The organism is Rhodococcus sp. W8901, assembly GCF_013348805.1.
Taxonomy (GTDB): Bacteria; Actinomycetota; Actinomycetes; order Mycobacteriales; family Mycobacteriaceae; genus Prescottella.
On the sequence record NZ_CP054690.1, the window covers coordinates 5,114,590 to 5,139,881 of the forward strand.

Annotated in this window: 24 protein-coding genes and 2 pseudogenes; 12 read left to right on the forward strand and 14 right to left on the reverse strand. The window is 67.2% G+C overall.

Annotated features, from left to right (window positions below; genetic code table 11):
* Position 1: 1 nt before the first annotated feature.
* A complete protein-coding gene (hutC, locus tag HUN07_RS23880) occupies positions 2–757 on the reverse strand; it encodes a histidine utilization repressor (protein WP_174913391.1) in 756 nt (251 codons plus the stop codon).
* Between the two features lie 727 nt (positions 758–1,484).
* Here hutC and HUN07_RS23885 point away from each other — a divergent pair.
* A complete protein-coding gene (locus HUN07_RS23885; RefSeq protein ID WP_174913394.1) occupies positions 1,485–2,360 on the forward strand; it encodes an HpcH/HpaI aldolase/citrate lyase family protein in 876 nt (291 codons plus the stop codon).
* A 586-nt stretch (positions 2,361–2,946) separates the two neighbouring features.
* Here the strand turns inward: HUN07_RS23885 and HUN07_RS23890 are convergent.
* Genes HUN07_RS23890 through HUN07_RS23900 form a run of 3 tightly spaced genes read right to left on the reverse strand, consistent with a single transcriptional unit; the run spans position 2,947 to position 5,568 of the window.
* The gene (locus tag HUN07_RS23890) at positions 2,947–3,663 is read right to left on the reverse strand and encodes a maleylpyruvate isomerase family mycothiol-dependent enzyme (RefSeq protein ID WP_174913397.1); all 717 of its coding nucleotides are present in this window, start codon (positions 3,661–3,663) and stop codon (positions 2,947–2,949) included.
* 8 nt (positions 3,664–3,671) lie between these two features.
* Positions 3,672–4,493 carry a fumarylacetoacetate hydrolase family protein gene (locus HUN07_RS23895; RefSeq protein ID WP_174913401.1) on the reverse strand — a complete coding sequence of 274 codons (822 nt, stop codon included), beginning with the start codon at positions 4,491–4,493 and terminating at the stop codon, positions 3,672–3,674.
* 4 nt (positions 4,494–4,497) lie between these two features.
* Positions 4,498–5,568, reverse strand: coding sequence for a cupin domain-containing protein (locus HUN07_RS23900; protein ID WP_174913404.1), 1,071 nt, complete (start codon positions 5,566–5,568; stop codon positions 4,498–4,500).
* A 237-nt stretch (positions 5,569–5,805) separates the two neighbouring features.
* Between HUN07_RS23900 and HUN07_RS23905 the strand changes: the two genes are divergently transcribed.
* Genes HUN07_RS23905 through HUN07_RS23915 form a run of 3 tightly spaced genes read left to right on the forward strand, consistent with a single transcriptional unit; the run spans position 5,806 to position 9,011 of the window.
* The gene (locus HUN07_RS23905) at positions 5,806–6,939 is read left to right on the forward strand and encodes an LLM class flavin-dependent oxidoreductase (protein ID WP_217487159.1); all 1,134 of its coding nucleotides are present in this window, start codon (positions 5,806–5,808) and stop codon (positions 6,937–6,939) included.
* 18 nt (positions 6,940–6,957) lie between these two features.
* Positions 6,958–7,554: an NADPH-dependent FMN reductase gene (locus tag HUN07_RS23910; protein WP_174913407.1), complete on the forward strand. Its 597-nt coding sequence runs from the start codon at positions 6,958–6,960 to the stop codon at positions 7,552–7,554.
* Entirely contained in the window at positions 7,551–9,011 is a 1,461-nt protein-coding gene (locus tag HUN07_RS23915; RefSeq protein WP_174913410.1) for an aldehyde dehydrogenase family protein, read from the forward strand. The genes HUN07_RS23910 and HUN07_RS23915 overlap by 4 nt, the downstream gene beginning before the upstream one ends.
* 54 nt (positions 9,012–9,065) lie before the next feature.
* Here the strand turns inward: HUN07_RS23915 and HUN07_RS23920 are convergent, their stop codons facing one another.
* The 5 genes from HUN07_RS23920 to HUN07_RS23940 form a co-directional block, all read right to left on the reverse strand.
* A complete protein-coding gene (locus HUN07_RS23920; RefSeq protein WP_254623044.1) occupies positions 9,066–10,067 on the reverse strand; it encodes an AraC family transcriptional regulator in 1,002 nt (333 codons plus the stop codon).
* 141 nt (positions 10,068–10,208) lie between these two features.
* Entirely contained in the window at positions 10,209–11,048 is an 840-nt protein-coding gene (locus tag HUN07_RS23925; RefSeq protein WP_174913416.1) for an IclR family transcriptional regulator, read from the reverse strand.
* A 112-nt stretch (positions 11,049–11,160) separates the two neighbouring features.
* Positions 11,161–12,192: a 4-hydroxy-2-oxovalerate aldolase gene (dmpG, locus tag HUN07_RS23930; protein WP_114724359.1), complete on the reverse strand. Its 1,032-nt coding sequence runs from the start codon at positions 12,190–12,192 to the stop codon at positions 11,161–11,163.
* Positions 12,189–13,133 carry an acetaldehyde dehydrogenase (acetylating) gene (locus HUN07_RS23935; RefSeq protein WP_174913418.1) on the reverse strand — a complete coding sequence of 315 codons (945 nt, stop codon included), beginning with the start codon at positions 13,131–13,133 and terminating at the stop codon, positions 12,189–12,191. Before HUN07_RS23935 ends, dmpG begins: the two co-directional genes overlap by 4 nt.
* On the reverse strand, positions 13,130–13,954 hold the full coding sequence (locus HUN07_RS23940) for a 2-keto-4-pentenoate hydratase (RefSeq protein ID WP_174913421.1): 825 nt from the start codon (positions 13,952–13,954) through the stop codon (positions 13,130–13,132). The genes HUN07_RS23935 and HUN07_RS23940 overlap by 4 nt, the downstream gene beginning before the upstream one ends.
* Positions 13,955–14,023: 69 nt before the next feature.
* Between HUN07_RS23940 and HUN07_RS23945 the strand changes: the two genes are divergently transcribed.
* Complete coding sequence (locus HUN07_RS23945) at positions 14,024–14,785, forward strand: IclR family transcriptional regulator (RefSeq protein WP_174913424.1); 762 nt, start codon at positions 14,024–14,026, stop codon at positions 14,783–14,785.
* Positions 14,786–14,787: 2 nt separating this feature from the next.
* Here HUN07_RS23945 and HUN07_RS27170 read toward each other — a convergent pair whose 3' ends face one another.
* Positions 14,788–15,012 (reverse strand): hypothetical protein, encoded by a 225-nt coding sequence (locus HUN07_RS27170; protein ID WP_254622655.1) that lies wholly within the window; start codon positions 15,010–15,012, stop codon positions 14,788–14,790.
* Positions 15,013–15,034: 22 nt separating this feature from the next.
* A pseudogene (locus HUN07_RS27550) lies at positions 15,035–15,529 on the reverse strand (Lrp/AsnC ligand binding domain-containing protein); the annotation flags it as partial.
* Here HUN07_RS27550 and HUN07_RS27180 point away from each other — a divergent pair.
* Positions 15,520–15,672: pseudogene (locus HUN07_RS27180) on the forward strand (M20/M25/M40 family metallo-hydrolase); the annotation flags it as partial. The pseudogenes HUN07_RS27550 and HUN07_RS27180 overlap by 10 nt on opposite strands.
* A 64-nt stretch (positions 15,673–15,736) precedes the next feature.
* Positions 15,737–16,078: a M20/M25/M40 family metallo-hydrolase gene (locus tag HUN07_RS27185; protein WP_254622656.1), complete on the forward strand. Its 342-nt coding sequence runs from the start codon at positions 15,737–15,739 to the stop codon at positions 16,076–16,078.
* 133 nt (positions 16,079–16,211) lie between these two features.
* Here HUN07_RS27185 and HUN07_RS23960 read toward each other — a convergent pair whose 3' ends face one another.
* The 3 genes from HUN07_RS23960 to HUN07_RS23970 form a co-directional block, all read right to left on the reverse strand.
* A complete protein-coding gene (locus HUN07_RS23960) occupies positions 16,212–16,853 on the reverse strand; it encodes a TetR/AcrR family transcriptional regulator (RefSeq protein ID WP_254622657.1) in 642 nt (213 codons plus the stop codon).
* 127 nt (positions 16,854–16,980) lie between these two features.
* On the reverse strand, positions 16,981–18,081 hold the full coding sequence (locus tag HUN07_RS23965; RefSeq protein ID WP_174913429.1) for a CaiB/BaiF CoA transferase family protein: 1,101 nt from the start codon (positions 18,079–18,081) through the stop codon (positions 16,981–16,983).
* Between the two features lie 94 nt (positions 18,082–18,175).
* Entirely contained in the window at positions 18,176–18,955 is a 780-nt protein-coding gene (locus tag HUN07_RS23970) for an enoyl-CoA hydratase (protein WP_114724363.1), read from the reverse strand.
* Positions 18,956–19,184: 229 nt separating this feature from the next.
* On the opposite strand from HUN07_RS23970, the gene HUN07_RS23975 reads away from it, so the two are divergent.
* The 5 genes from HUN07_RS23975 to HUN07_RS23995 all read left to right on the forward strand — a co-directional run bounded on the left by HUN07_RS23975 (position 19,185) and on the right by HUN07_RS23995 (position 24,454).
* Positions 19,185–19,985, forward strand: coding sequence for a crotonase/enoyl-CoA hydratase family protein (locus HUN07_RS23975; RefSeq protein ID WP_174913432.1), 801 nt, complete (start codon positions 19,185–19,187; stop codon positions 19,983–19,985).
* A gap of 59 nt (positions 19,986–20,044) precedes the next feature.
* Positions 20,045–21,238 (forward strand): thiolase family protein, encoded by a 1,194-nt coding sequence (locus tag HUN07_RS23980; protein WP_174913435.1) that lies wholly within the window; start codon positions 20,045–20,047, stop codon positions 21,236–21,238.
* A 28-nt stretch (positions 21,239–21,266) separates the two neighbouring features.
* The gene (locus HUN07_RS23985; RefSeq protein ID WP_174913438.1) at positions 21,267–22,028 is read left to right on the forward strand and encodes a 3-hydroxyacyl-CoA dehydrogenase; all 762 of its coding nucleotides are present in this window, start codon (positions 21,267–21,269) and stop codon (positions 22,026–22,028) included.
* Positions 22,029–22,274: 246 nt separating this feature from the next.
* Complete coding sequence (locus HUN07_RS23990; protein WP_174913441.1) at positions 22,275–23,276, forward strand: NAD(P)H-dependent flavin oxidoreductase; 1,002 nt, start codon at positions 22,275–22,277, stop codon at positions 23,274–23,276.
* A gap of 20 nt (positions 23,277–23,296) precedes the next feature.
* Positions 23,297–24,454 carry an acyl-CoA dehydrogenase family protein gene (locus HUN07_RS23995; RefSeq protein WP_174913444.1) on the forward strand — a complete coding sequence of 386 codons (1,158 nt, stop codon included), beginning with the start codon at positions 23,297–23,299 and terminating at the stop codon, positions 24,452–24,454.
* Positions 24,455–25,292: the final 838 nt, after the last annotated feature.

Below are 25,292 nucleotides of genomic sequence, written 5' to 3' on the forward strand. Positions count from 1 at the left end.
CTCAGCGAGCGAAGGCACCCTCGAGCCGGTTGTGCGATCCCGGGTGGATCAGCCGCGCCGTACTCACCAACCCGTGCTCGGACCAGGTCCGGCGCCGGATCAGCAGGCACGGCTCACCGCGGTCGATCTGCAGCAGGCGGCATTCCTCCGGGCTGGCCAGGACGGCTTCGACCACGTGTTCGCCCCGCACGAGCGGCGCGACACGACTGAGGTAGTCGTTGGGCGTGATCGTGGTGAAGTCCTGGTCGAGGTAGTCCGGCGCCTCGGCCGGGTTCACCAGACGGTCCTCCACCTGGATCGGCTTGTCGTCCTCGTAGTGCACGAGAACCGAGTGAAACACCTTGGCACCGACCGCATCCCGGAGGAATGCCTGCGAGTGGTCGGCCTCCTCTTCGCGCACGAAGATCACCTCGGTGCGGTGCCGGTGACCCCGCTCCTGGATCTCGTCGGCGATGTTCTTGACCTCGAACAGCGGTGACGGGGTCTTGGTGCTCGCGACGAACGTGCCGATACCCATCATCCGGACGATCAGGCCGTCACTGGTCAGTTCGCGCAGCGCGCGGTTGATCGTCATCCGGGACAGACCGAGCGCGCCTACGAACTGGTTCTCGGACGGCAACTGGTCGCCCTCCGACCAACGGCCCGAACGGATCTGCTCGGCCACCAGCTTCTTGACCCGTTCGTAGGCGGGCACGGACTCGCCGCCGACCTCGCCGAACAGCGCGGCAAGTTCCGCGTCGACGTCAACAACTGCCATAACCTGCACCCACTCCTCGCGACGAGGTCTCACCGCCCCGTTCGTCGACTCGGTCCACGAAGTCTACCGACCAACTCGACCCACCATCCGCCGCAACGGGCCGAACGCTGCGATCTCCGCCAGCGCCGTTCGAGCCGGCCGGAGCCTCGGCTCGTTGCGCCTGTCCGCGAGCAAAGACGCTGCTCGGTGGCGTCCGCGTCGCCAGAACCTCGGCCCCGAGGTGCTCGACGATGCTGCGGGCCCCTTGACACAAGCTTGTATAGGCAGGAATATACAAGTCATGGTTGCGGAACGTGAGCCAGCGCACAACAGCTACGCCCACGCGGGTGCGGACGACACCAGAGTCGGCCCACAGACGCGTGAGCCGGCCGCGTCCTCACCGCCCGGCCACTAGGAGTCACCCGATCGACATCACCTCACCCGGCCACGAGCTGCACTGCTTCTTCAGCCCGCCTGGGCAGCGAATCAAAGTCTGGGCAACAAGCGTGTTCACCCGATCAGAACCCGTTGTCGAGCACGACCGCCATCCCGGCGGGTTGAAGGTTCGTCTGCCACCGACGGATTCCGCGGCCGACCATCGAGAGCCCACCCCCGAACAAGAGCCTCCGCTACCGCCGGCCACCGATGACTTACGCCAGCTACCGACGACCTGGGCTGCCGCAGGCCGACACGGCCGCCTGAATCGACACACCACCGACAGCGACGAGCAAGAACGGTTTTGAGCAGAATGACCCACCAACCCCCGATCACCCACCGCCACCACCTCGACGCCTCCCACGCTCGATCGTGGCTTCTCGTCCCTGCCGACAAGCCTGAGCGCTTCGCCGAAGCCTTCGAGTCCGCCGCCGACGCCGTGATCCTGGATCTCGAAGACGCCGTCATCGCGTCCAACAAGGACAAAGCTCGTGCAGAACTGACACGGTGGACGCGGTCCGGCGGCCGAGCATGGGTCCGCATCAACGACGCGACCACAGAGCACTGGAACAACGACCTCGCAGCTATCGCAGCACTCGACAACATCGAAGGCGTGATGCTGGCGAAGACCGAAACAGCGGAACAAGTCGACGCAACCGCGCAGCGACTCCATCCCGGAACACGAGTCATCGCACTGGTAGAGACCGCGGCCGGCATGGTCGCGGCCACCTCGATCGCGCAGTCGCCCGCGACTTTCCGACTGGCATTCGGAAGTGGGGACTACCGCCGCGATACAGGCATGGATCAATCACCGCTTGCCATGGCATACCCGCGATCGCACCTGACGGCCGCCAGTCGCGCGGCAGGACTTCCCGGACCGATCGACGGGCCGACCGTGTCCTTCAGACAGTCCGTTCTGGAAGATGAGACCACGAATGCTGCTTCACTCGGCGCGACGGGCCGGCTGTGTATGCGACCCGAGCAGACCTCGACGGTGAACAAGCTCCTCTCGCCCACCGACCACGATGTGCGCTGGGCTCGCAAGGTGATCGATACGCTCGGCGAGGACGGTGAACGCGTCAACGACGGCAGCGACCTGCCGCGTCTGGCTCGCGCCCGGCGCATCACTCGCCTGGAGAGGCTCTTCGCCGCATACGGTCTTCCGTCCGACCTGACATCGACGTCGTGAACCATGACGGCAACGACGAACCTCGCCCCTCGAATCCACTGTGGCAGCGGTGACTTCAGCATGAACGACCAGAACTACAACTACATGGTCACCTTCGCCAGGAAGCGGCGCCATCGGGGCGGCGGTTCCGGTGAGGACATTCTGGTGGAATTCGGGCTCTCACAGTCCGAGTACTTTCGCCAACTACAGAGCCTGCTCCGTCAACGTATCGGCGCCGCTGCCGATCTTCCCGAGGACCTCCGCGAAGAACTCACAGCTATCTGTCGGCAGCGGCTGGGTCGTCTGCCAGTTCCAGCAGTGGACCGCAGATCTCCCGCTCGAGCAAGGTCGCACCGAATCTGATTGCGGAAGGATACCGATGCCGACCTCCACCGAAAGTGTGTACCCACCAATCGCTTTCACCGAACGCGGGGGCGAGCAGCAGGTGATGCCGGATCAGCGACCCACGTCCCTGTCGATGACCGTATCGCGGACCGCGCGGGTGTGCGATCGGATGAGCGCGAGCGGGAAGCCTCATCCACCGCATCGTCACCGGGCACGTTCCACCGGCGCGCTGAATCGACAACGGCGCCGTCCAGGTTCGGATCTACAGCCAGCGAGGCGGTTGTAGATCCGAACCGGCGGTCAGCCCGACCGCCCCACGACCGGACGCCCAGCGCACGACGGACACGAGTGAGCCCACGACCACGCCCGTGACCGGCGCGTCCTCCTGCACGACCACCAGCCTGCGCCCGCCGACCTCGAGCACGAGCCCCGCACCGTCGCCCCTGCGTCGCCACATCCCGACGACGTCGTCGAGGAGCGAGTCGAGGACGACGTCGGGGAACTCGTCGAAGCGCCCACCGTTCCCGAGGTCGACCGTGTGGATCCACACCTCGCGGCTGCGCATCCATGCGGTCTCCGACGCCGGCACCATCCGCCCCTGCGCGGTCCGCACCTGCGCGGCCCACGCCTCCCGAGGGACGGTGCGCCACTGCTCGTCGAGCCGGGCGGCTGTGTGGGTGAAGAGGTTTCGCAAGGACCCGACACTCAGCGTGGCGCCCTCGTCGATCTCCCGGGCCCGCTGCTGCATCGATTCGTACATGGGCGTCTCCACACCCGTCGCAGCCCAGTCGAGGATCCGGCACAGCGCGGCGGCGTTGTAGCCGACGTGCGCGACGAGGTGCTTTCGCGTCCACCCTTCGAGCAGGCTCGGACCCGACAGGTCCGCGTCGGACACCGCCGCGAGCCGCTGCGCGAAGTACGCGGTCCCCTCACGCGCGAGGTCCAGCCGCTCGGACAGATCCAGATCGTTGAAGGCCACGAACGCTCCTACCTGACGACGGTCTTGTTGCGCACCGAGCCCAGTCCCTCGATGCTCACCTCGACCGTATCCCCGTCACCGATGTAGCGCGCGGGCTTGCGGGCATGGCCGACACCCCCGGTGGTACCGGTGATGATCACATCACCGGGCTGCAGCGTGACGATGTGCGAGATGTAATCGACGAGCCCAGCCGGGGTGAACACCAGGTCGTCGGTGGTAGCCGACTGCATCACCTCGCCCTCGAGTCGGGTCTCGATGCGGGTACCGAGCCGATAGTCCGTATCGAGGACCGGACCGAAACCGCTGGTCTTCTCGAACGTCTTGCCCTGGTCCCACTGCAGCGTGCGGTACTGGTAGTCACGCATCGTGTAGTCGTTGATCACCGAGTATCCCGCGATGTACGCGTCCGCGTCTGCCTCGGACACCTGGTAGGCCTGCCTGCCGATCACCACCGCCAATTCTGCTTCCCAGTCGAGCTGCGATGCGGCATAGGCGGGCACGATCACATCGTCGTACGGCCCGGTGAGCGCCTCCTTGAACTTCGAGAACAGCGTCGGATACTCGGGTAGTTCCCGGCCCATCTCCCGGATGTGGGTGCCGTAGTTCAGACCCACGCACACGATCTTCCCGGGGCTCGGGACCACCGGGGCGTAGTCGGCGCCGACCAGATCCACGGTCGCGCCGGACGCGGTCGCGGCGATCGACCTCCATTCCGGGTGATTCAGCAGGGCAGACAGATCCGGGTATCCCTCGATCACGGTCGCGGTGGTGTCGGAATCGACGCGGACGGCAGCGGTGCTGCCGGCCAGGCGCAGAGTGGCGAGACGCATGGGATCAGGCTCCTTCAGAAACATGGGTGCGATGAAAATGCAGACGCTCAACGATCGGAGCATCCGAGAAGGCGAACAGGTCTATGCCCCCACCGGTTTCGAGGGACCACGGCACCCACGACGGGACGACGACCATGTCACCCTTCACGACGTCATGTGCCTGATCGCCGAGTAGGAAACGTCCCTCGCCGTCGAACACCTGGAACACCGTCGACCCGACATCCCGGCGCGTGCGGGTCGTCCCACCGCCACGCAGACGGTGGAACTCGGCCCGGATCGTCGGCATCACATCGCCACCCGTCGTGGGATTGGTGTACCGGATCGCAGCGTGACCCGGCTCCGGCGTCGCGGCATAGCCCTCGTCCTCGAGAGCCAACTGCTCCGAGAGGGCACGGTCGGTGTGCTCCCAGCGGTAGCACGCGATCGGTGAACTCGTCTTCGCATCCACGCCGACCAGCGGCCGCAGGCCCGGGTGCGCCCAGAGCCGTTCGGAGCGCGAGACATCGGGAGTCGAGGTGTCAGTGACACCATCCGAGCCGAACTCGAAGAACCCCGTGTCCGTGTAGTGCACGAACGGAATGTCGAGCCCGTCGATCCACGCCATCGGCTCGTCTGTCTCGTTGTGGTGGCCGTGGAACGCCCACCCCGGGGTGAGCAGGAAATCACCGCGGCGCATCGCCACCGGATCCCCGTTCACGACCGTCCACACCCCCTCGCCCTCGACGACGAATCGGAAAGCGTTCTGCGAGTGACGATGTTCCGGAGCGGTCTCGCGGGGTCCGAGATATTGGATCGCCGCCCACAACGTGGGCGTGACGTACGGAACGCCACCCAGACCCGGGTTGGCGAGCGCGATCGCACGACGCTCACCACCCCGTCCGACCGGGACCAGATCCCCCGCCCGCTGTGCGAGCGGATACAGCGTGGACCACTTCCACACGAACGGAACAGCTTTCGACGTCGGCACCATCGGCATCAAATCGCCCAGCTGCGTCCACAGCGGGTTGAGATTCTCGGCGGCGAAATCGGCGTACAGCTGATCCAGCTCGGGTTCGTGGGTTTCGGCGGCAGTCATGCACCCTCCTCGTGAGCACTCACGTACGACATCCGCATCAACGTACGTAGGAGACCCACGGAAAGCCCATGCAATTCTTCTATGCGGAACTTGGCCCGGCCGCTGCGCAAATCGGCCGGGCCACTTGCGTTTCGTGCATAGTTCCGGCGCCTTTCCCCTGCCTACCTTGCCTGCACACGACACGGACCGACGTGGAAACCTCCCGTTCGATGGCGTGTCCGTGCAGAGGAGAACGGTATGACCACCCCGAGAATGTCCTATGACGAACTGCTCGAGGCCCGCCGTGCGAGCGGTGTGGCGATGTTCAACGACAACCGTATGAAGCTCGGTATCTTCGGCTCGAACGTGAGCCACGGGCTCATGGCCACCCATGCCGAGACCACGTACGAGCTGACATGGGAACACGGTAAGAAGATCGCGCAACTGGCCGACCGTCTCGGCTTCGAGGCGATGCTCCCCGTGGCGCGCTACCGCGGCATGGGCGGGGAGACGAACTTCAACGGCTCCAACTACGAGACCCACGCGTGGGCTGCCGGCATCGCCGAGGCCACCGAGAACATCATGGTGTTCACCACGATTCACGTGCCGACCAAGCACCCGATCGTGGCCGCGAAGGAGTCGGTCACGGTCGACCACATCTCGGGTGGCCGGCACGGCCTGAACATGACCATGGGCTGGTACAAGGCCGAGATGGAGATGTTCGGCGGCACCCAGCGCGAACACGATGTCCGCTACCGCTTCGGCTCCGAATGGATCGAGATCGTCAAGCGCATGTGGACCGAGGGCGAGGGAGTCAACTTCACCGGAGAGTTCTTCGAGATCAAGGACGCGTTCTCGTCCCCCAAGCCGATCCAGCAGCCGTACCCGGTACTGGTGAACGCCGGCAACTCTCCGGCCGGACTCGAATTCTGCGCTCGTGAATGCGATTTCAACTTCATCGCGTTCTCCGACCCCGCCGAGGCGAAGGACACCGCGTCACGCGTGCGCGGCATCGCCCAGCAGCAGGGTAGCGACCTCGGCATCCTCAGCTACGGGAACATCATCTGCCGCGACACCGAGAAGGAGACCAAGCAACTTCTCGACCACATTCTCGAGCAGGGCGACTGGGACGTCGCGCGCCAGGTGTCCGGCGGACTGGGTTCCGAGAGCGGGTCCTTCGACAAGATCAAGGCGATGCAGGAGCGGTTCATCCTCGGCTACGGCGGCTACCCGCTCATCGGCACCCCGGAGCAGATCGTCGACCAGCTCCTCGAGCTGGAGCAGGCCGGCGTCGGCGGGATGATGGTCGGATTCCTCGACTACGTCCAGGAACTCGAGTACTTCGGTGAGCGAGTGCTGCCGCTCATGCGCGAAGCCGGCCTGCGTCAGTGACCCGGAAGCGGTTGTGACATGAAACTTCTCACCGTCTACGGGAGCCCGACACCCCCGGGCAAGCTCGCTCGCGCGCTCGGCCTGATCGAGGACGACGTACGGGCCCGGTATCCGGGTTGGATCGTCGATCGTCTGTGCCCCGAACCCACCGCGGATCCCGTCGTAGGGCTGTGGGGCGACGATGCCGTCGACCGCGTGCGTGCCGCGGACACGGTGGTACTCGCCTCCCCGGTGTTCCGCGGGTCGTTCACCGGCACGCTGAAGCTGCTCGTCGACGCTCTGCCCAACGAGGCACTGCGCAACAAACCCGTCGGGATCCTCACCGTGGCGGCCGCCCCGCACCACTTCCTGTCCGCGGAGCGGCACCTGCGTGACGTCCTGGCCTGGTTCGGCGCGCTCACCGCCCCGAACGGCGCGTTCTTCGTGGACCGCACGTTCGCGTCCGACGACGTTCCCGCCGACGCTCGCGCCGACCTGCGCGAATTCGTCGAGCAGGTGACGGTGCTGGCCGAGCGCCTTCCCGGACACCACTTCGGTCCCGACCCCCTCCATGTGCGATTCACCCGGTCGCAGGCGTCCGACGCCTCGACCCCGGCGACAAGGAAGACGACATGACCACGATCGAGTCGGCGCTGCGAGCCGATACGGCCCGCAACTACATCGGCGGCCGCTGGGTGCCGTCGGAGACGACCGGCACCTCGTACTCACCGGCGACCGGCGAACCCCTCGGCACCTACTACGAGGCCGACGCCGAGCAGGTGCACGACGCGATCCGGATCGCCAAGGACACCTTCGCCACCCACGCGTGGCGCCGTGACCGCCACCTGCGGGCCCGGGTACTCGAGGAAATGGCGGACCGCATCGAGGCCGCCTCCGGCGAACTCGCGATGCTGCTCGCTCGCGAGAACGGAAAGATCCTGCCGGAAGCCGACTTCGAGCTGAGCCTCACGCCGTCGAAGCTGCGGTACTACGCCGCGCAGGCACTCACCGATTCCGGCCGGGGCGGTCGGGTACGGGACGGCGTGTACTCGATGCTGCTGTCCGAACCGATCGGGGTCGCCGGCGTGATCGTGCCGTGGAACTCGCCGGTCGTGCTGTCGGTGCGATCGTTCGCGCCCGCGCTCGCCGCCGGATGCACGGTCGTCATGAAAATGGCGGCACAGACTGCACTCGTCAACGCCCGACTCGCCGAGCTTCTCGCCGACTGCCCGTCCCTGCCGGACGGCGTGCTCAGCATCTTCACCGAATCCGGCAACGACGGAGCGAGACTGCTCGTGTCGTCGCCGGATGTGAACGCCCTGAGCTATACCGGGAGCACAGCCGTCGGCCGGCAGATCATGGCCGACGGGGCGGCCACCCTCAAGCGGCTGTCACTCGAACTGGGTGGCAAGACACCGATGATCGTGTTCGACGACGCCGACCTCGGTGCCGCGATCGGCACGATCGTCGCCGGTATCACCACGTTCACGGGACAGTTCTGTATGACCGGAAGTCGCATTCTCGTCCAGCGGTCGGTCGCGGACCGAGTACGGGAGGCACTCGTCGAGGCACTCGAGCGGGTGAAGGTGGGTCCGGGCGACGAGGACACCTCCCACATGGGCCCGATGATCGACGTCGCGGCGCGGGACCGACTGGAAGCACTCCTCGCCGAGCACGCCGACGACGCCCGGGTCCTGGTCCGGGGTGGACGTCCCGACGATTCCGATCTGGACCGGGGCGCCTACTTCCGTCCTGCACTGCTGGCCGTCGACGACGTGGACTCGCCCCTCGTCCAGCGCGAACTGTTCGGTCCGGTTGCGACGTTCGAGGTGTTCGACACCGAGGACGACGCCGTTCGGATGGCGAACGCCACCGAGTACGGGCTGGCTGCCTCGGTGTGGACACGCGACGGTGCGCGTGGACTGCGTATGGCGGACACTCTGGACGCCGGCACTGTCTGGACCAACGGATGGGCGGTCGTGCTCGATCAGTTCGAGGAGGGCGGCTACAAGCAGAGCGGGCTCGGACGTCTCAACGGCCACCGGGGGCTCGAGGAGTTCCAGGAGTACAAGCACGTGGTTCAGGTGATCTGAGCCGCACGGGGGTGGGGCGTCGACGCACCGGACGACGCCCCCAACCCGCCGGCATCACGAGCGGCACCGCCGCAGAGTCTCCGACGGGGACTCCCCGTACGCCTCCCGGTACAGCGACGAGAACCGTCCCAGGTTGTAGAACCCCCACGCCGTGGCGACGTCGGTGACCGTCACCTCCGGCGCGGACGGATGCAGCAAGTCGTCGCGCACGCCGCGCAGCCGCACGTCGCGGATGTATTGGAGCGGCGAGCGGTCGAAGTGACGCAGGAACTGGTTCTGCAGGGTGCGGGCACTCGCGCCGGCCGCCACCGTGAGGTCCGCCAGCGTCGGCAGGGTCCGCGCGTGGTCGTGGACATAGTCGACCGCGCGCTGCAGTGCCTCGGGCACGTCCGGTGCGAACGGTTGGTCCAGCAGCTCGCGATGCGGTCCGCCCGCGGCCAACACGAGATTCGTGAGCGTCAACGATTCCAGATGCCGACGGGAATTGTCGTACCTCGTGAGAATTCCTTCGTCGTCCCATTCGGAACGAATGAACTCTATACAGCGAATCAATCCGCGGCCCGCCGCCGAATTCAAATCAACCACTAGGTCGAAATCAACGGGATCGACAATTCGCGTCCGGGTCAAATTCCCGAGATGACCCTCCAGGTCTACTCTCGGCACCCGAAGTGCGAACTGCGCGGTGTCGGAATCCCATTCGATCGTCTGGAGATGATGTGGCACCAACATCGCCGCGCCTGCCATTGCGGTGGTCTCGCCCCGAACCGAATCTCCGCGAGAGACGCGACTGCCGCCCAACAGAGTGATGTTGACGTGATACCAGTGCTCGCTCGGCGGCAGCGTAATTGTCGCTCCCACACCATAAGTCAGATAACCTAACGTGAGCGACCCGTTCTGCACGGCGTTCAGTCGCGCATCGAGGCGACGCTCCCCCCGAGGTTCCAGAACGTGCGGTTCGTATACCTCCGACACGACCGCCTGGGCCAGGTCGACGTCGTCGGTACGTAATCGCCCGTGCTGATGGAGCGGTTCGAACGCCGAGGATGGCAGCGACATTCCGACCTCCGCGAGAATGGTTTCCGGACAGGGGATTCCCGACAATCCCCGGCAATATCGTCGATGATAGCCAGGAGAACGACGGAGATCGACCCCTCGGAACAATTCGCGGGAATCACCGCGGTGCGGAAAACGTCCGCCTCAGCCGACGTGCGCGATCTCGACTTCGATGTCGCGCACGGTGCTGCGCAGTTGCGCGACCAGACGCCCGTCGACGTGCTGCCGGTACCGAGCCGTCGGAACCGCTGCGGTGAGCGCGGCGATCGCCTGTCCCCGACCGTTGCGCAGTGCCAGGCCGAACGCGGCGACACCCGCCTCGGTCTGTTCGACGTTGACCGCGAAGCCCACGGCTCGTGCCGCCTCGAGTTCTGTACGGAAGATCTGGAACGCGCCCCTCTCGAGCCGACGGTCCACGTCGTAGCCCGGCGTCGACATCGGGTCGACGTCCGGCTCCTCCGGCTGCCGCAGGTACAGCTGTTCGAGCGTCTCCGGCGACAGCTCGGCCAACAGGATCCGTCCGCCCGCGGTGCGTTCGGCGGGCAGTACCTGCCCCTGTCGATCACCCACCCGCAGCGTGGAATCCGTCTCGGCCGAGTAGAGGAAACGTACCTGCGAGCCCACGCGGACGAGGAGGTTGACCGTCTCACCGCTCAGCTCGGCCAGGGCGTCCAGATGTGGGCGACACACATCCGTCAGCTCTCGGGTCCACCCGTGCTGTGCGGGGCCCACTCCCATCGCCGGCCCAGGGTGGTAGACACGCTGCTCGTCCTGAACGGCGAACCCGCGGTACATCAGCATCGCGAGCAGTCTGTGCGCGGTGGACGGCGCGGTCCCCAGTTCCTCGGCGGCCTCCTTCAGCCGGAGGGCGCCCACGTCACGCAGCATCTGCAGCAGACGCAGCGCGTTGTCGACCGATCCGAGCGCGTACGGCGGCCGAGTGATCGTCGTCGATGCCTTGGTGGTCGACGGTTTCTTCTGCATGACCGAACTCTATGGCTCCCGGATCCTCGGACGCACGTGCCGCAACCCTCGAAAACAGCTCGGGCGCTGTGACCGGAGAAGGTCACAGCGCCCGAGAGGGAGATGCCCGAGATCAGGCGCTCTGGCCCTCGCGCTCGGCGACGAGCGTCAGCGCGATGTCGACGAGCATGTCCTCCTGGCCACCGACGAGGCGACGCTTGCCGGCCTCGAGGAGCAGCGTGCGGACGTCGACGCCATAGCGGGCCGACGCGGCCTCGGCGTGACGCAGGAAGCTCGAGTACACGCCGGCGTAGCCGAGGGTGAGAGTCTCGCGGTCGACGCGGACCGGGCGGTCCTGCAGCGGGCGGACGATGTCGTCGGCGGCGTCCTGCAGCGCGAAGACGTCGCAGCCGTGCTTCCACTCGTGCAGGTCTGCGACGGCGATGAAGGGCTCGATGGGGCAGTTGCCCGCACCGGCGCCGTGCCCGGCGAGCGATGCGTCGACGCGGTAGACGCCTTCCTCGACGGCGACGACGCTGTTCGCGACCGACAGCGAGAGGTTCTCGTGCGCGTGGATGCCGATCTCGGTGCCCTCGTTGAGGACCTCCTTGTAGGCGCGGACGCGGTCACGGACACCGTTCATGGTCAGGCGTCCGCCCGAGTCGGTGACGTACACGCAGTGCGCGCCGTACGACTCCATGAGCTTGGCCTGCTTCGCGAGCTCCTCGGCGGGCGCCATGTGGCTCATCATCAGGAAGCCGGAGACGTCCATGCCGATCTCGCGGGCCGTCTCGATGTGCTGCGCGGAGACGTCGGCCTCGGTGCAGTGCGTCGCGATGCGGACCGAGCGCACACCCAGCTTGTAGGCGTGCTTGAGCTCCTCGATGGTGCCGACACCCGGCAGCAGCAGGGTGGTCAGGCGGGCGTTCTCGAGGACGTCGGCCGCAGCCTCGATCCACTCCCAGTCCGTGTTGGAACCCGGGCCGTAGTTCACGGAACCGCCGGCGAGCCCGTCACCGTGCGCGACCTCGATCGCGTCGACACCGGCAGCGTCGAGAGCCTTGACGATGCGCTTGACGTCCTCCGGCGAGATGCGGTGACGCACGGCGTGCATGCCGTCGCGCAACGTGACGTCCTGGACGAAGATGGTGGGGTTCGTGCTCATCGGGTGGCTTCCTTCTTCTGGGCGATCCGCTCAGCGATCTGCAGTCCGGCAGAGGTCATGATGTCGAGGTTGCCTGCGTAGGCGGGCAGGTAGTGCCCTGCGCCCTCGACCTCGAGGAAAATCGACACCTGGTGGGTCGGGCGATTGCCGCCGTCGATCAGGGTCTCGACCGGCTGATCGGCGGGGATCTCCGAGATCTGGACCTGCTGCTTGAGACGGTAGCCGGGCACGTACGCCGAGACGTCGCCGACCATCTTCGCGACCGACTCGCGGATCTGGTCGTGGGTGGCCGGGTCCGACGCGTCCACGAGGCAGAAGACCGTGTCGCGCATCATCAGCGGCGGCTCGGCCGGGTTCAGGATGATGATCGCCTTGCCGCGCTTGGCGCCACCGACGGACACGATCGCACTGGACGTGGTCTCGGTGAACTCGTCGATGTTGGCGCGGGTGCCCGGGCCGGCGGACTTCGACGCGATCGACGCGACGATCTCGGCGTAGGCAACCGGGACGACCCGGGAGACGGCCGCGACCATCGGGATCGTGGCCTGGCCACCGCAGGTCACCATGTTGACGTTCGTGGCGTCGAGGTGCTCGTCACCGTTGACGGCGGGCACGACGAACGGGCCGATCGCGGCGGGGGTGAGGTCGATCATGCGCTTGCCCAGCGGGCGCAGACGCTCGTCGTTGACGACGTGAGCCTTCGCCGACGTCGCGTCGAAGACGATCTCGATCTCGTCGAAGTTGGGAAGGCCGACGAGACCCTCGACGCCCTCGGCGGTGATCGGCACGCCCATGGACGCGGCGCGCGCGAGACCGTCGGATGCGGGGTCGATGCCGACCATCGCGCCCATCTCCAGGTGCTCCGAATGGTTCAGCACCTTGATCATCAGATCGGTGCCGATGTTGCCCGATCCGATGATCGCGACCTTGACCTTGCTCATGCCTCGGTTCCTTCCTTGAAACGGGTGGTCACGACACCGAGTCCGGACACGGAGACGGTGACGACGTTGCCGGCCTGGACCGGTGCCATCGGGCCGAGCGCACCGGACAGGATGACCTGACCGGCCCGCAGCGGCTGACCCAGCTCGCGCGCCGTGCGGGCGAGCCACACGACGGCCTCGATCGGGTCGCCGAGGCAGGCTGCACCGTTGCCGCTGGACACCTCACGACCGTCGACGGCCATCGACATGACGACGTCCACGGGCTCGAACTCGTCGAGGGTGCGGCGCTGCGTGCCGAGGACGTAGACGCCGGACGACGCGTTGTCGGCGACGGTGTCGCCGAAGCGGATGTCCCAGTTCTCGATGCGGCTGTCGCAGATCTCCAGCGCCGCGACGGCGTACTCGATCGCGTCGCGCACCTGGGCGGCGTCGAGCGGGCCGTCGATGAGATCGGCGCCGAGCACGAAGCCGACCTCGCCCTCGATCTTGGGCTGGATCAGCACGTTCATCGGGATTTCTTCACCGTCGGCGAACTGCATGTCGTCGAACAGGACGCCGAGATCGGGCTGGTTGACGCCGAGCTGCTGCTGGACAGCCTCCGACGTGAGGCCGATCTTGCGGCCGACGACGACGGCGCCCGCCTGCATGCGCAGGTCGTTGACGCGGTTCTGCACGGCATACGCGGCCGCGAGGTCGTCGGCGCCGATCAGGTCGCGGATGGGCGCACAGGGCACACCGGCCGCGGCGGCCGACGCGAGGCGTTCCGCGGCAGCGGCGATAGCGGACTCGCTCACCGCGGTGGAGTTCGTGGGCTGGCTCATGACGCCTACTGTGCTGGGCGGAAGCCCCGCAGGCCAACCTTTCGTCTCACTCAGCGATACGCTCGATGCATGACCGGCGCCACCAACCTCGACACGGTCCTCGGCAAGGCGGTGACGATCCTGCGTGCCTTCCGCCCCGAGGACCACGTGGTCTCCCTCGCCGAGCTGGTCCGCCGGACCGGACTGCACAAGGCGACCGTGCACCGCCTCGCGAAGGAACTGGTCGCGAACCGACTGCTCGACCGCGTGGACGACGGCTACCGCCTCAGCGGCGGCCTGTTCGAACTCGGCATGCTCGCCTCGCTCGAGCGCAGCCTGCTCGAGATGGCGATGCCGTTCCTGCAGGACCTGTACGAGCGCACCCACGAGACCGTGCACCTCGGGGTGCGCGACGGCCACGACGTGGTCTACGTCGCGAAGATCGGCGGCCACCGCCAGGCGAACGCCCCGTCACGCACCGGCGGACGGATCCCCCTGCACTGCTCCGCGATCGGCAAGGCACTGCTCGCGAACTCCGATCCGGAGCTGCGCCGCGAGGTCCTCTCCTCCCCGATGGTCCGAAGGACCCCGCACACCGTCGTGGCGCCGGGAATCCTGCGCGGCCAGCTCGACAAGGTGATGGAGACCGGGGTGGCCTTCGAGCGCGAGGAGTCGGCGCTGGGCATCGCGTGCGTGGCCGCACCGGTCTTCGGACCCGACGACCGCATCGTCGCGGCGATCAGCGTCACCGGGCCCACCACCCGCTACCGGCCCGAGAGCCAGGTCGACGCCGTCCGGGCGGCCGCCGAGGGGCTGCGCAGCACCATGTCCCGCCGCGAGCGGCTCCGCTGACGTCAGCCCCGCGCCGCCTCCACCGGATCCGACCAGACGTCCATGGGAACGCACTCGACGCTGCGCCCGACGTCGTCGAGGATGCGCCCCATCCGCTCGAAGAACCGGAGGGTGATGGAGCGGTCGAGAATCTCGAGCGACGGCACCGCCCGCCGCAGCAGTTGCTCCACGCGGTGCACGTCCTCGAGCGAACGGACCCAAAAGTCGGCGGCGTGCGGTACTGACACTGCAGTCGACTTCCGCCGCGATGTCGGTGAGGGGCGTGCGGCCGTCCTGGAACAGGGCCCGGATCAGCGCCCGGTCCGCCTCGCCGAGCGGGCGCGGCGGCGACGCGGCCCGCTGCCCGCGGGCGTCCATCTGTGCACGCTGGTCCGCATCGAGGGCCTGCAACTGCCAGTCGCCGCCCATCGCGTACGGACGGATCACGAGATGCGTTCGGGTCGATCGGATTCCGGGAAGCGACTCGACGGAGGTCAGCAGCATGTCCGATAGCGACGCCAGGTCGGGCACGCTGACGGTGAGTAGCAGATCCCTTGAGCCACTGGTGTGTTCGACGGTCAGCACGTGCGGCCACCGCACCAGGGCCTCGGCGGTCGCGAGCACCTGTCCGGCCTCGCACTCGATCTCGACGAGTGCGGCCGTCTGCGGCCCTGCGGGATGCGCCGTGACCCAGGCCGACGCTCCCGGTGGGTGAGCGCGTGAACATCGACTACGCCTCGACGGTCCCGGGACACATGCACGCATGCGGACACGACCTGCACACGTCGATGCTGGTGGGCGCCGCGCACCTGCTGTCGGCGCGGCGCGAGAACCTCGCCGGCGACATCGTGTTCATGTTCCAGCCGGGCGAGGAGGGATACGACGGTGCCGGACACATGCTGGCAGAAGGAGTCCTCGAGGCGTCCGGCACGCGTCCGGTGGCCGCGTACGGTCTGCACGTGAGGCCTGCGCGTGGACGTCGACTACTCCGAGCAGTATCCGGTGACCGTCAACGACGACACCGAGGCCGAGTTCGTCGCCGATGTCGTCTCGCAGGTGCACGGCCCGGAACGGTTCGCGTGGCGACCGGACCCGGCGAGCGGGTCCGAGGATTTCTCGCGGGTGCTGACCGAGATTCCGGGCGCGTTCGTGTTCCTCGGCGAGTGCCCCACGGACCGGGATCCGACGGCGGCCGCGTACAACCATTCGCCGCTCGCGGAGTTCGATGACAGCGGCCTCGGCGACGGCGCCGCCCTCTACAGCGAACTGGCGCTGCGCCGACTGGCTGTGGCGGCCCCGGAACAGGCAGCCTGATCCGGTCCCCGGTCCGCACGTTTTCCCCACGCGGGCCGGGGACGGGATCACGTGGCCAGTAGTCCCTTCGAGATGCATCACCTGAATCTCGTTGCTGCCAAGACTTTCAGCCCACCCGTTGGTCGTGCCGCGCCTACCCCGAGACCTCGGGCATGTCCGGTACCCGGGTCGCACCGACCATCCTGAGAGCGATCACGACGTACTTCCGGGCGACTACCTCCGGGCTGTGTATGCCCTCCGCGTGGTACCACCGGGGAATCACCTGGCACATACCGAGAATCGCCCGGGTGGTCTCGGCGGGATCGTCCACGTCGAACTCCCCGGTCCCGTTTCCGTCAATCACGATGTCGAGCACCAGGCCCTCGACACCCTTCCGGACCGCGCGGTAGCGCTCCCAGTTCTCCGGCCCCAGGTACCGCGCTTCGCCCTCGAGGGCAGCCAGCAGTGCACGGTTGGTCATCTGCAATACGATCGTGAAGATCACGTTGGCCAAGCGCTGTACCGGATCGTCGTCGCCTGCGGCGTTCGCAGCGAGCGACCGGGAATGCAGGTCCCCGATGCTGCGCTCGAGAAGCGCGATGAGCAATCCTTCCTTGCTCTGGTGGTGGTAGTACAGGGACGGGACGGTGACGCCGACCCGACGAGCAATCTCCCGCACCGATGCCCCGTGGAAGCCCGACTCGTAGAAGGCGTCGAGCGACGCCGACAGAATGGGCGTCAGCTCCAACCGCTCCAGGCTGCACCAGTCACCCGGATCATCTGCATCTTCAGCCACGTCTGTCGACAACTTCGCCACCTGACCACACCTATCGTTCACGTTGTGCTGATGATCCGAGATTACTCGAGCGTCCTTCGATTTCCGATCGGCTCCGGTACCGCCGGCCGACCCGGACACCGGAGAGTCAGTGCCCCAACCACTCCCGCAAAACTTCGGGGCCGTCTGCCCCCACCGGCCGCGGCGGGGTCGGCATTCCCGGCGAGCTCCGCGAGAACCGCGGTGCCGGCGCGGCCTGGGTGACGCCGTCGACATCCACGAGTGTGCCGCGCTCTCGGAGATAAGAGTCCTCGGCGACCTCGTCGAAGGACAGCACCGGTGTCACGCACGCATCGGTGCCGTCGAACACGTCGATCCAGTGTTCGCAGCCCTTCGAGGCGATGACCTCGGAGAACCTCGCCCGCAACGTCGGCCAACCGGACCGGTCGTTCTGATCCGGCAGGTCCGCATCCGTGAGCCCCAGCCCGTCCAACAGTGCCCGGTAGAACTGCGGCTCGATGGCACCGACCGCCACGGCTCGCCCGTCAGCGCAGGCGTACGTGTCGTAGAACGGCGCGCCACCGTCGAGGAGATTCGTACCTGCGCTCGACGACCACTGACCGAATCCACGCATCGCCCACATCATCTGGGACAGCACGGCTACCCCGTCGAGCATGGCCGCGTCGATCACCTGGCCGCGACCCGACTGCTGTCGCTCGAACAACGCCGACAGGATGCCGACCAGCAGGAACATCGAACCGCCGCCGAAATCGCCCACCAGGTTCAACGGTGGCACGGGGCGCTCGTCCGGCCGCCCGATCGCGTGCAACGCGCCGGTCAGCGAAATGTAGTTGATGTCGTGACCGGCCCGTGAGGCCATGGGGCCGGTCTGCCCCCAACCTGTCATCCGGGCGTAGACCAGCCTCGGATTTACTTCGGCGCACGGTTCGGGCCCGAGCCCGAGACGTTCGGCCACACCGGGCCGGTACCCCTCGATCAACACGTCGGCCTTCGAGATCAGCCGCAGCACCATGTCACGCTCGGCGCTGTTCTTCAGGTCGGCAGCAACCGAACGCCGGTTGCGCAGCATGTGGTCCGGATTGCCGTCCAGTGCGTCGGGGGTGCTGGAACTCGGCCGTTCGATGCGCACGACGTCGGCACCGAGATCACCCAGGATCATCGCGGCGTGCGGTCCGGGGCCGATACCGGCGAGCTCTATCACCCTCAGCCCGTCGAGAGGTCCGGTCATGAATCAGTCCTTTCCCGATCGGCACCCGGATCACTACCGGCACCGTTCAGAGGTTTCAGAGGTTTCGATCGATCGGTGTCGACACCGACTACGGTCAGCGCCCGAACCGCGCGGCGCGCTTGTTCTGGAACGCGTCGACGCCCTCCGCGAAGTCCGCGGCGGCGAGCAACTCGAGTTGCCCCTCCCGCTCACGCTCGAAGGCCGTGTCGAGCTGTCCGAGCGTCGCGGCGTTGATCGCGGCCTTGGTCTTTCGGAAGGCGACAGCGGGCCCGGCGGCCAGGCGCCCCGCGAGTGCCTCGACCTCCGTGTCGAATTCGTCGTCGGCATAGACCTGCGCGATGAGTCCCGCATCCAACGCTTCGGCAGCCCCGAGGCGCTCCGCCAACAGCGCCAACGCCATCGCCCGCGCCCGCCCGACCGAGGCGGCAACCAACGCGGTGGCACCGCCGTCCGGCATCAGGCCGATTCTGGTGAAAGCAAGTAGAAAGTAGCTGGATTCGGATGCCACCGTGAGGTCACAGGCCAATGCCAGCGACACACCGACTCCCGCGGCGGGGCCCCGGACGGCTCCGATCACCGGTTGCGGGAAGGTGCGAATCGTGTCGGCGACCCGGTTGGCGGCATCGATCACTGCCGGCGACGGCGGAGCGGAGAGGTCCAGGCCCGCCAGGTCGGCCCCGGTGCAGAACGCACGACCGGAGCCGGCAAGGACTGCGACCCGAACATCGGGGTCGGCGGAGTGCTTCTCGAACGCATCAGCAATCGCGTCCAGCGTCTCGGTGCGGACGGCGTTCATGCTCGCAGGTCGGTCGATGACGACGCGCAGGACACCGTCCTCGACGGTACTGACGACACCCGGTTCGGTCGTTGTCACAGTGAGCTCCTTCGGTTGTCAGTTGCAGATTCGGAGGGCCACTCGAGCAGTGGCTGATGAGTCTCGCGCAAGGAACTATCCGAGTCACTCGGCGCGTCGGTGCAGCGTCACAATGCCCATCAGAATCAACTTAGCGTGCGATAGATAGCACCCACCGTTGGCGCTCCCCGCCCGCCATGGTACCAATTTAGCGATCGTTAAGTAAGTAGGATCATCTTGAAGGAGTCCCATGGCCGACGAGCCGACCGGCACCGAGCCCGCCGCGCTGTACGAGCGTCGCGGCAGCGTCGCGATCATCACCCTCAACCGCCCGCGCGCACTGAACGCGGTCGATGCGGCGCTCTCGACCGCGGTCGGCACCCTGCTCGAGCAGGCCGACGCGGACGACGAGGTGCGGGTCATCGTTCTCACCGGCGCCGGACGCGCGTTCTGCGCCGGCGCGGACCTCAAGGCACTGGGCAGCGGCGCCCCGCTCGACGCCGACGGCCACCCCGAATGGGGCTTCGCCGGCTACGCCCAGCACTGGATCAGCAAGCCGACGATCGCAGCGGTCAACGGTTTCGCGCTCGGCGGCGGCACCGAACTGGTCCTGGCGTCGGACCTGTCGGTCGTCGACGAACACGCCCAACTCGGCCTGCCCGAGGTCACGCGCGGGTTGTTCGCCGCGGCCGGTGGTGTGATCCGCATGCAGCAGCAGATCCCCCGCAAGATCGCCCTCGAACTCGCACTCACCGGCGCACCCATCACCGCGGTCGACGGCCTGAACCTGGGTCTGGTCAACCGCGTCGCGCCGGCCGGTACCGCGCTCGAGGTCGCCCTCGAACTCGCCGCGAAGATCGCCGCGAACGCACCGCTCGCGGTGCGGGAATCGAAGGCCATGATCCACCGGACGGCCGCCTACTCCGACTGGGAACAGGACGTGTGGGACCAGAACGCCAAGGCCATGGAAATCGTGTTCACCAGCGCGGACGCGCAGGAAGGACCGACCGCGTTCGCCGAGAAGCGCCCGCCGGTCTGGCAGGGCCGCTGACCGGAGACATCGCCGCGGACGGCACGGACCGTCCACGGCCCCATTCGAAAGGAACTCCCATGACGAAGGCTGTCATCGTCGACGCCGTCCGCCTCGCGTCCGGCAAGGGAAAGAAGGGCGGCGTCCTGTCCGGCACGCACCCGGTCGAGATGCTTGCCCAGGTTCTGCGCGCTCTGGTCGACCGCAACGACCTCGATCCCGCGATGGTCGACGACGTGATCGGCGGTTGCGTCCAGCAGGTCGGCGAACAGGCACTCAACATCGCCCGCACCGCGCTGCTCTCCGCCGGGTTCCCCGAATCGGTGCCCGCCACCACCATCGACCGCCAGTGCGGATCGAGCCAGCAGGCCGCGCACTTCGCCGCGCAGGGCGTCATCGCCGGCGCCTACGACATCGTCATCGCCTGCGGTGTCGAATCGATGAGCCGCATCCCGATGGGAACCTCTCCCATCGGCCAGGACACCGCCGGCCCCGGCATCGCCGCCCGGTACCCGGAAGGGCTGATCCACCAGGGCATTTCGGCCGAACTGATCGCCGCGAAGTGGAAGCTCGACCGCGAGACCCTCGACGCGTACTCCGCCGAATCGCACCGTCGTGCTGCCGCGGCGATCGAGTCGGGATTCTTCGACGCCGAGATCGTGCCGATCACCGTCACGGCCGGATCCAGCGAGACGTACGAGCACTCCACCGACGAGACCGTGCGCGCCTCCACCACCGCCGACGGACTGGGCGCCCTGAAGTCCGCGTTCCGCAGCGACGAGTTCTCGCAGCGGTTCCCGGAAGCGCAGTGGCACATCACTCCCGGCAACTCCTCGCCGTTCACCGACGGCGCCTCCGCGGTCCTGATCATGAGCGAGGAGATGGCGTCCAAGCTGGGCCTGACCCCGCGCGCCCGGTTCCACTCGTTCTCCGTCGCCGGCGACGACCCGATGTTCATGCTCACCGCCCCGATCCCGGCCACCCACAAGGTCCTCGCCAAGTCGGGCCTGAGCATCGACGACATCGACGCCTACGAGGTCAACGAGGCCTTCGCCCCCGTCCCACTGATGTGGGCACACGAATTCGGCGTCGACCCCGCCAAGCTCAACCCCCGCGGCGGCGCCATCGCCCTCGGCCACGCCCTCGGCTCCTCCGGCACCCGCCTGCTCACCACCCTCGTCAACCACCTCGAGGCCACCGGCGGACGCTACGGCCTGCAGACCATGTGCGAAGGCGCCGGCATGGCCAACGCCACCATCATCGAACGCCTCTGACACACAACACGTCTCGAAAGGACACCGCATGATCGTCAGCGACAGCGTCGCCCTCGTCACCGGCGGCGCCTCGGGCCTCGGCCTCGCCACCGCCAAGGCCCTGCTCGCCGACGGCGCCAGCGTCGTCATCCTCGACCTGCCGTCCTCGAACGGCGAGACCGTCGCCAAGGAACTCGGCGACCGCGTCCGCTTCGCCGCCGGCGACGTCACCGACGAGGCCTCCGTCACCGCCGCCCTCGACCTCGCCCAGTCCCTCGGCCCGCTGCGCGTGACGGTCAACTGCGCCGGCATCGGCAACGCCATCAGGACCGTCGGCAAGAAGGGCGCCTTCCCGCTCGCCGACTTCACCAAGATCATCAACGTCAACCTCGTCGGCACCTTCAACGTGCTGCGCCTGGCCGCCGAGCGCATCGCCCAGAACGAGCCGATCGACGGCGAACGCGGCGTCATCATCAACACCGCCTCCGTCGCCGCATTCGACGGCCAGATCGGCCAGGCCGCCTACTCCGCATCCAAGGGCGGCGTCGTCGGCATGACCCTGCCCATCGCCCGCGACCTGGCATCGCTGCTCATCCGCGTCGTCACCATCGCACCCGGCCTGTTCAAGACCCCGCTGCTCGGCTCGCTGCCCGAGGCCGCACAGGCCTCCCTCGGCCAGCAGGTGCCCCACCCCTCGCGCCTGGGCGACCCCGCCGAGTACGGCTCGCTCGCCGCACACATCGTGTCCAACCCGATGCTCAACGGCGAGGTCATCCGCCTCGACGGCGCCATCCGAATGGCCCCGCGCTGATCACTTCGAGGTGAGGATGGGGCCGACGGCAGGATCCGATCGTGGGTCTGCGGGTGTTCGGTTCCCTGCGGTTCGGCCCCATTCTCGACAGCGCACCGGAAACTTTGAGCGAGCGCGGTTTCCACGAAGCAACGGTCCGCTCCCCGAAACCGAACCGGCCACCGACGGCATCGAGTCCGTTCTATCGGGCCCGACAGGATCGGCTACCTGACCGATCATCGAGAACCTGTACAGCGAGGAGAAGTTGTGCTGTCTACCGCCTTCACCGAAACCTTCGGCGTCCGCCACCCCATCGTCCAGGGCGGCATGCAATGGGTCGGCCGCGCCGAACTCGTTGCCGCCGTGGCCAATGCCGGCGCACTGGGCATGATCACCGCGCTCACCCAGCCCACCCCGGACGACCTCGCCAAGGAAATCGCCCGCACCCGCGAGCTGACCGACCAGCCGTTCGGCGTGAACCTGACGATCCTGCCCGCGATCACTCCGCCGCCCTACGACGAATACCGGCAGGTCATCATCGAATCCGGCGTCAAGATCGTCGAGACCGCCGGCTCCAATCCCGCACCGCACCTGCCCCACTTCCACGCCGCCGGGGTCAAGGTGCTGCACAAGTGCACCAGCGTCCGGCATGCGGTCAAGGCCCAGGACGCCGGCGTCGACGGCATCAGCATCGACGGCTTCGAGTGCGCGGGACATCCCGGCGAGGACGATGTCCCGGGTCTGGTGTTGATCGCCGCCGCCGCCGAACAGATCACCATCCCGATGATCGCGTCCGGCGGCTTCGGCGACGGTCGCGGCCTGGTGGCCGCCCTCGCACTCGGGGCCGACGGCATCAACATGGGCACCCGCTTCATGTGCACCGAGGAATCCCCGATCCACCGCACCATCAAGGAAGCGATCGTCGCCGCGACGGAGACGGACACCGAGTTGATCTTCCGGCCGCTGCGCAACACCGCACGGGTGGCCAGCAACGCCGTCAGCCGTGAGGTCGTCGAGATCCTCGACCGCGGTGGACAATTCGATGACGTGCGCGAGTTGGTCGCCGGGGCCCGCGGCCGGCTCGTCTACGAGAACGGCGACTCGGAGGCCGGGATCTGGACCGTCGGCACCGTCCAGGGCATCATCCACGACATCCCCACCGCAGGCGCACTCGTCGAACGCATCGTCGCCGACGCGGAGGCCCTGATCTCCGAGCGCCTCGCCGGGCTGCTCGGCAGCGACCGGGGAACCCACACCGTCAGCGCCTGATCCAGCGAGGAGCAAAGAGAATGCAGCGCACCCAGTTCGAAGCCGACCACGAGGCGTACCGCGAGACGGTTCGCGAGTTCCTGGCACGCGAGATCGAGCCGAACTACGAACGGTGGGAGCAAGAGCGGCTGATCAGCCGCTCGGCGTGGCTCGCTGCCGGCAAGTTCGGCATCCTCGGACTCGGCATCTCGGAGGAGTTCGGTGGGGCCGGCGTCACTGACTTCCGTTTCCGCCAGGTCGTCTTCGAGGAAGTCGCGCGGGCAGGCACCACCTCGTTCGGAACGGGGATCAACACTCAGGACGACATTGTCGTCCCGTACATCGCGAACCTCGGCACCGTCGAGCAGAAGGCCCGTTGGCTGCCCGGGATGGCCGCCGGTGAGGTGATCGGCGCGATCGCGATGACCGAGCCCGGTGCCGGTTCGGACCTCCAGGGCATTCGGACCACTGCGGTACGTGACGGCGACGAATGGGTGATCAACGGCCAGAAGACATTCATCACCAACGGAATCCATGCCGACGTCGTAATCGTGGTGTGCCGGACCGATCCCGAGGCGGGCTCGAAGGGCTTCTCACTGATCGTCGTCGAGCGTGACACCCCCGGGTTCACGCGCGGGCGAAAGCTGCACAAGGCCGGACTGGCCGGCCAGGACACCGCAGAGTTGGTCTTCGAGGACGTCCGGGTGCCGGCCGAGAACCTGCTCGGAACCGAGGGCGCAGGATTCATCCACCTGATGGAGAATCTGCCGCTCGAGCGAATCTCGATCGCCGTGAGTGCCATCACGTCCGCCCGCGCCGCCTACGAGTGGACCAAGAACTACGTGTTCGAGCGAAAGGCATTCGGAAAGCCGATCGGCGATCTGCAGAACACCCGCTTCGCGCTCGCTGAAATGCGGACGGAGATCGAGGTCACCGAATCACACATCGACCGCAGCATTCTCGCGCTGAACGCCGGTGAGCTCACTGCAGTGGACGCGTCGATGAGCAAGTGGTGGGCGACCGAACTCCAGAAGCGTGTCATCGACCGCTGCGTGCAACTGCATGGCGGCTACGGCTACATGATGGAATACCCGATCGGCCGCGCCTACGTCGATTCCAGGATCCAGACCATCTACGGCGGTACCACCGAGATCATGAAGGAGATCATCGGCCGGGATATCGCCGCCGAGTTCCGGTGACACGAACTCTCCGAACCACACCGGCGGGCATCCGGCGCGGAGGGAGATCGCCGGACTTCGGCTAAATGCGAACGGCGTACGCCACTGCGTCGAGCACCGGAAAGCTACTCCGATTCGACTGGCCCCGCGACGGTCTGGTTCTCAACAACAAAACGGCCCTGGTCTGATCGAGCCCCTGAGGCCGTACATCCGGCGAGCAGCGGTTCCGTCGGGCGTGCACACGGCGACCCGCCATGTGCACGCCCAGTGCTCGCCGGTCCGCCAATCGTCACCGGCACCATCCGCATCGGCCAGTCGTGCGACCGCCGCAGCGGATATCCAGGCATGCCCATCGACTGCCTCCCCCACCCATGCAGCCTCGAGAGCCTTTCCAACCCGAACGATCTCGTAGTCGGCCGGCGCACGCACCGCAAAGTCGGTGAAGGTGTCCCGATCCTCCAACAGGACCGCACCGAACTCGTTTACCACCAATTGCATGACTGCTCCTCAATCCTGAGTGTGCTGGGACGGCCGGGATTTTCCTGCCGAGGTTCGCTCGCGCCCGGGGTCCCACGACCGCCTCCGGCCGCGAGGCGCGACTCCCGGAGGGCCCCATGGGGACGATGCGTGCGCGACTCTAAGCCGACCTTGTTTCGAAACTCAAGTGGCGGAGCCAACTTCAGCGGCCGGAGCGTTGTCCCGCGCCACGACGCACCCCAAACCCTCCAATCCGCTGCCCTTCGCCCTGCTATCCGCGACTCCCGGGACTGCGAGTCCGGTCGCCGAACATACCCCAACTCGAGAGTCCCAGCGTCCTAGCACCTTTCGGCGTCATCGACACGCGCGACCTTGCCCCCAA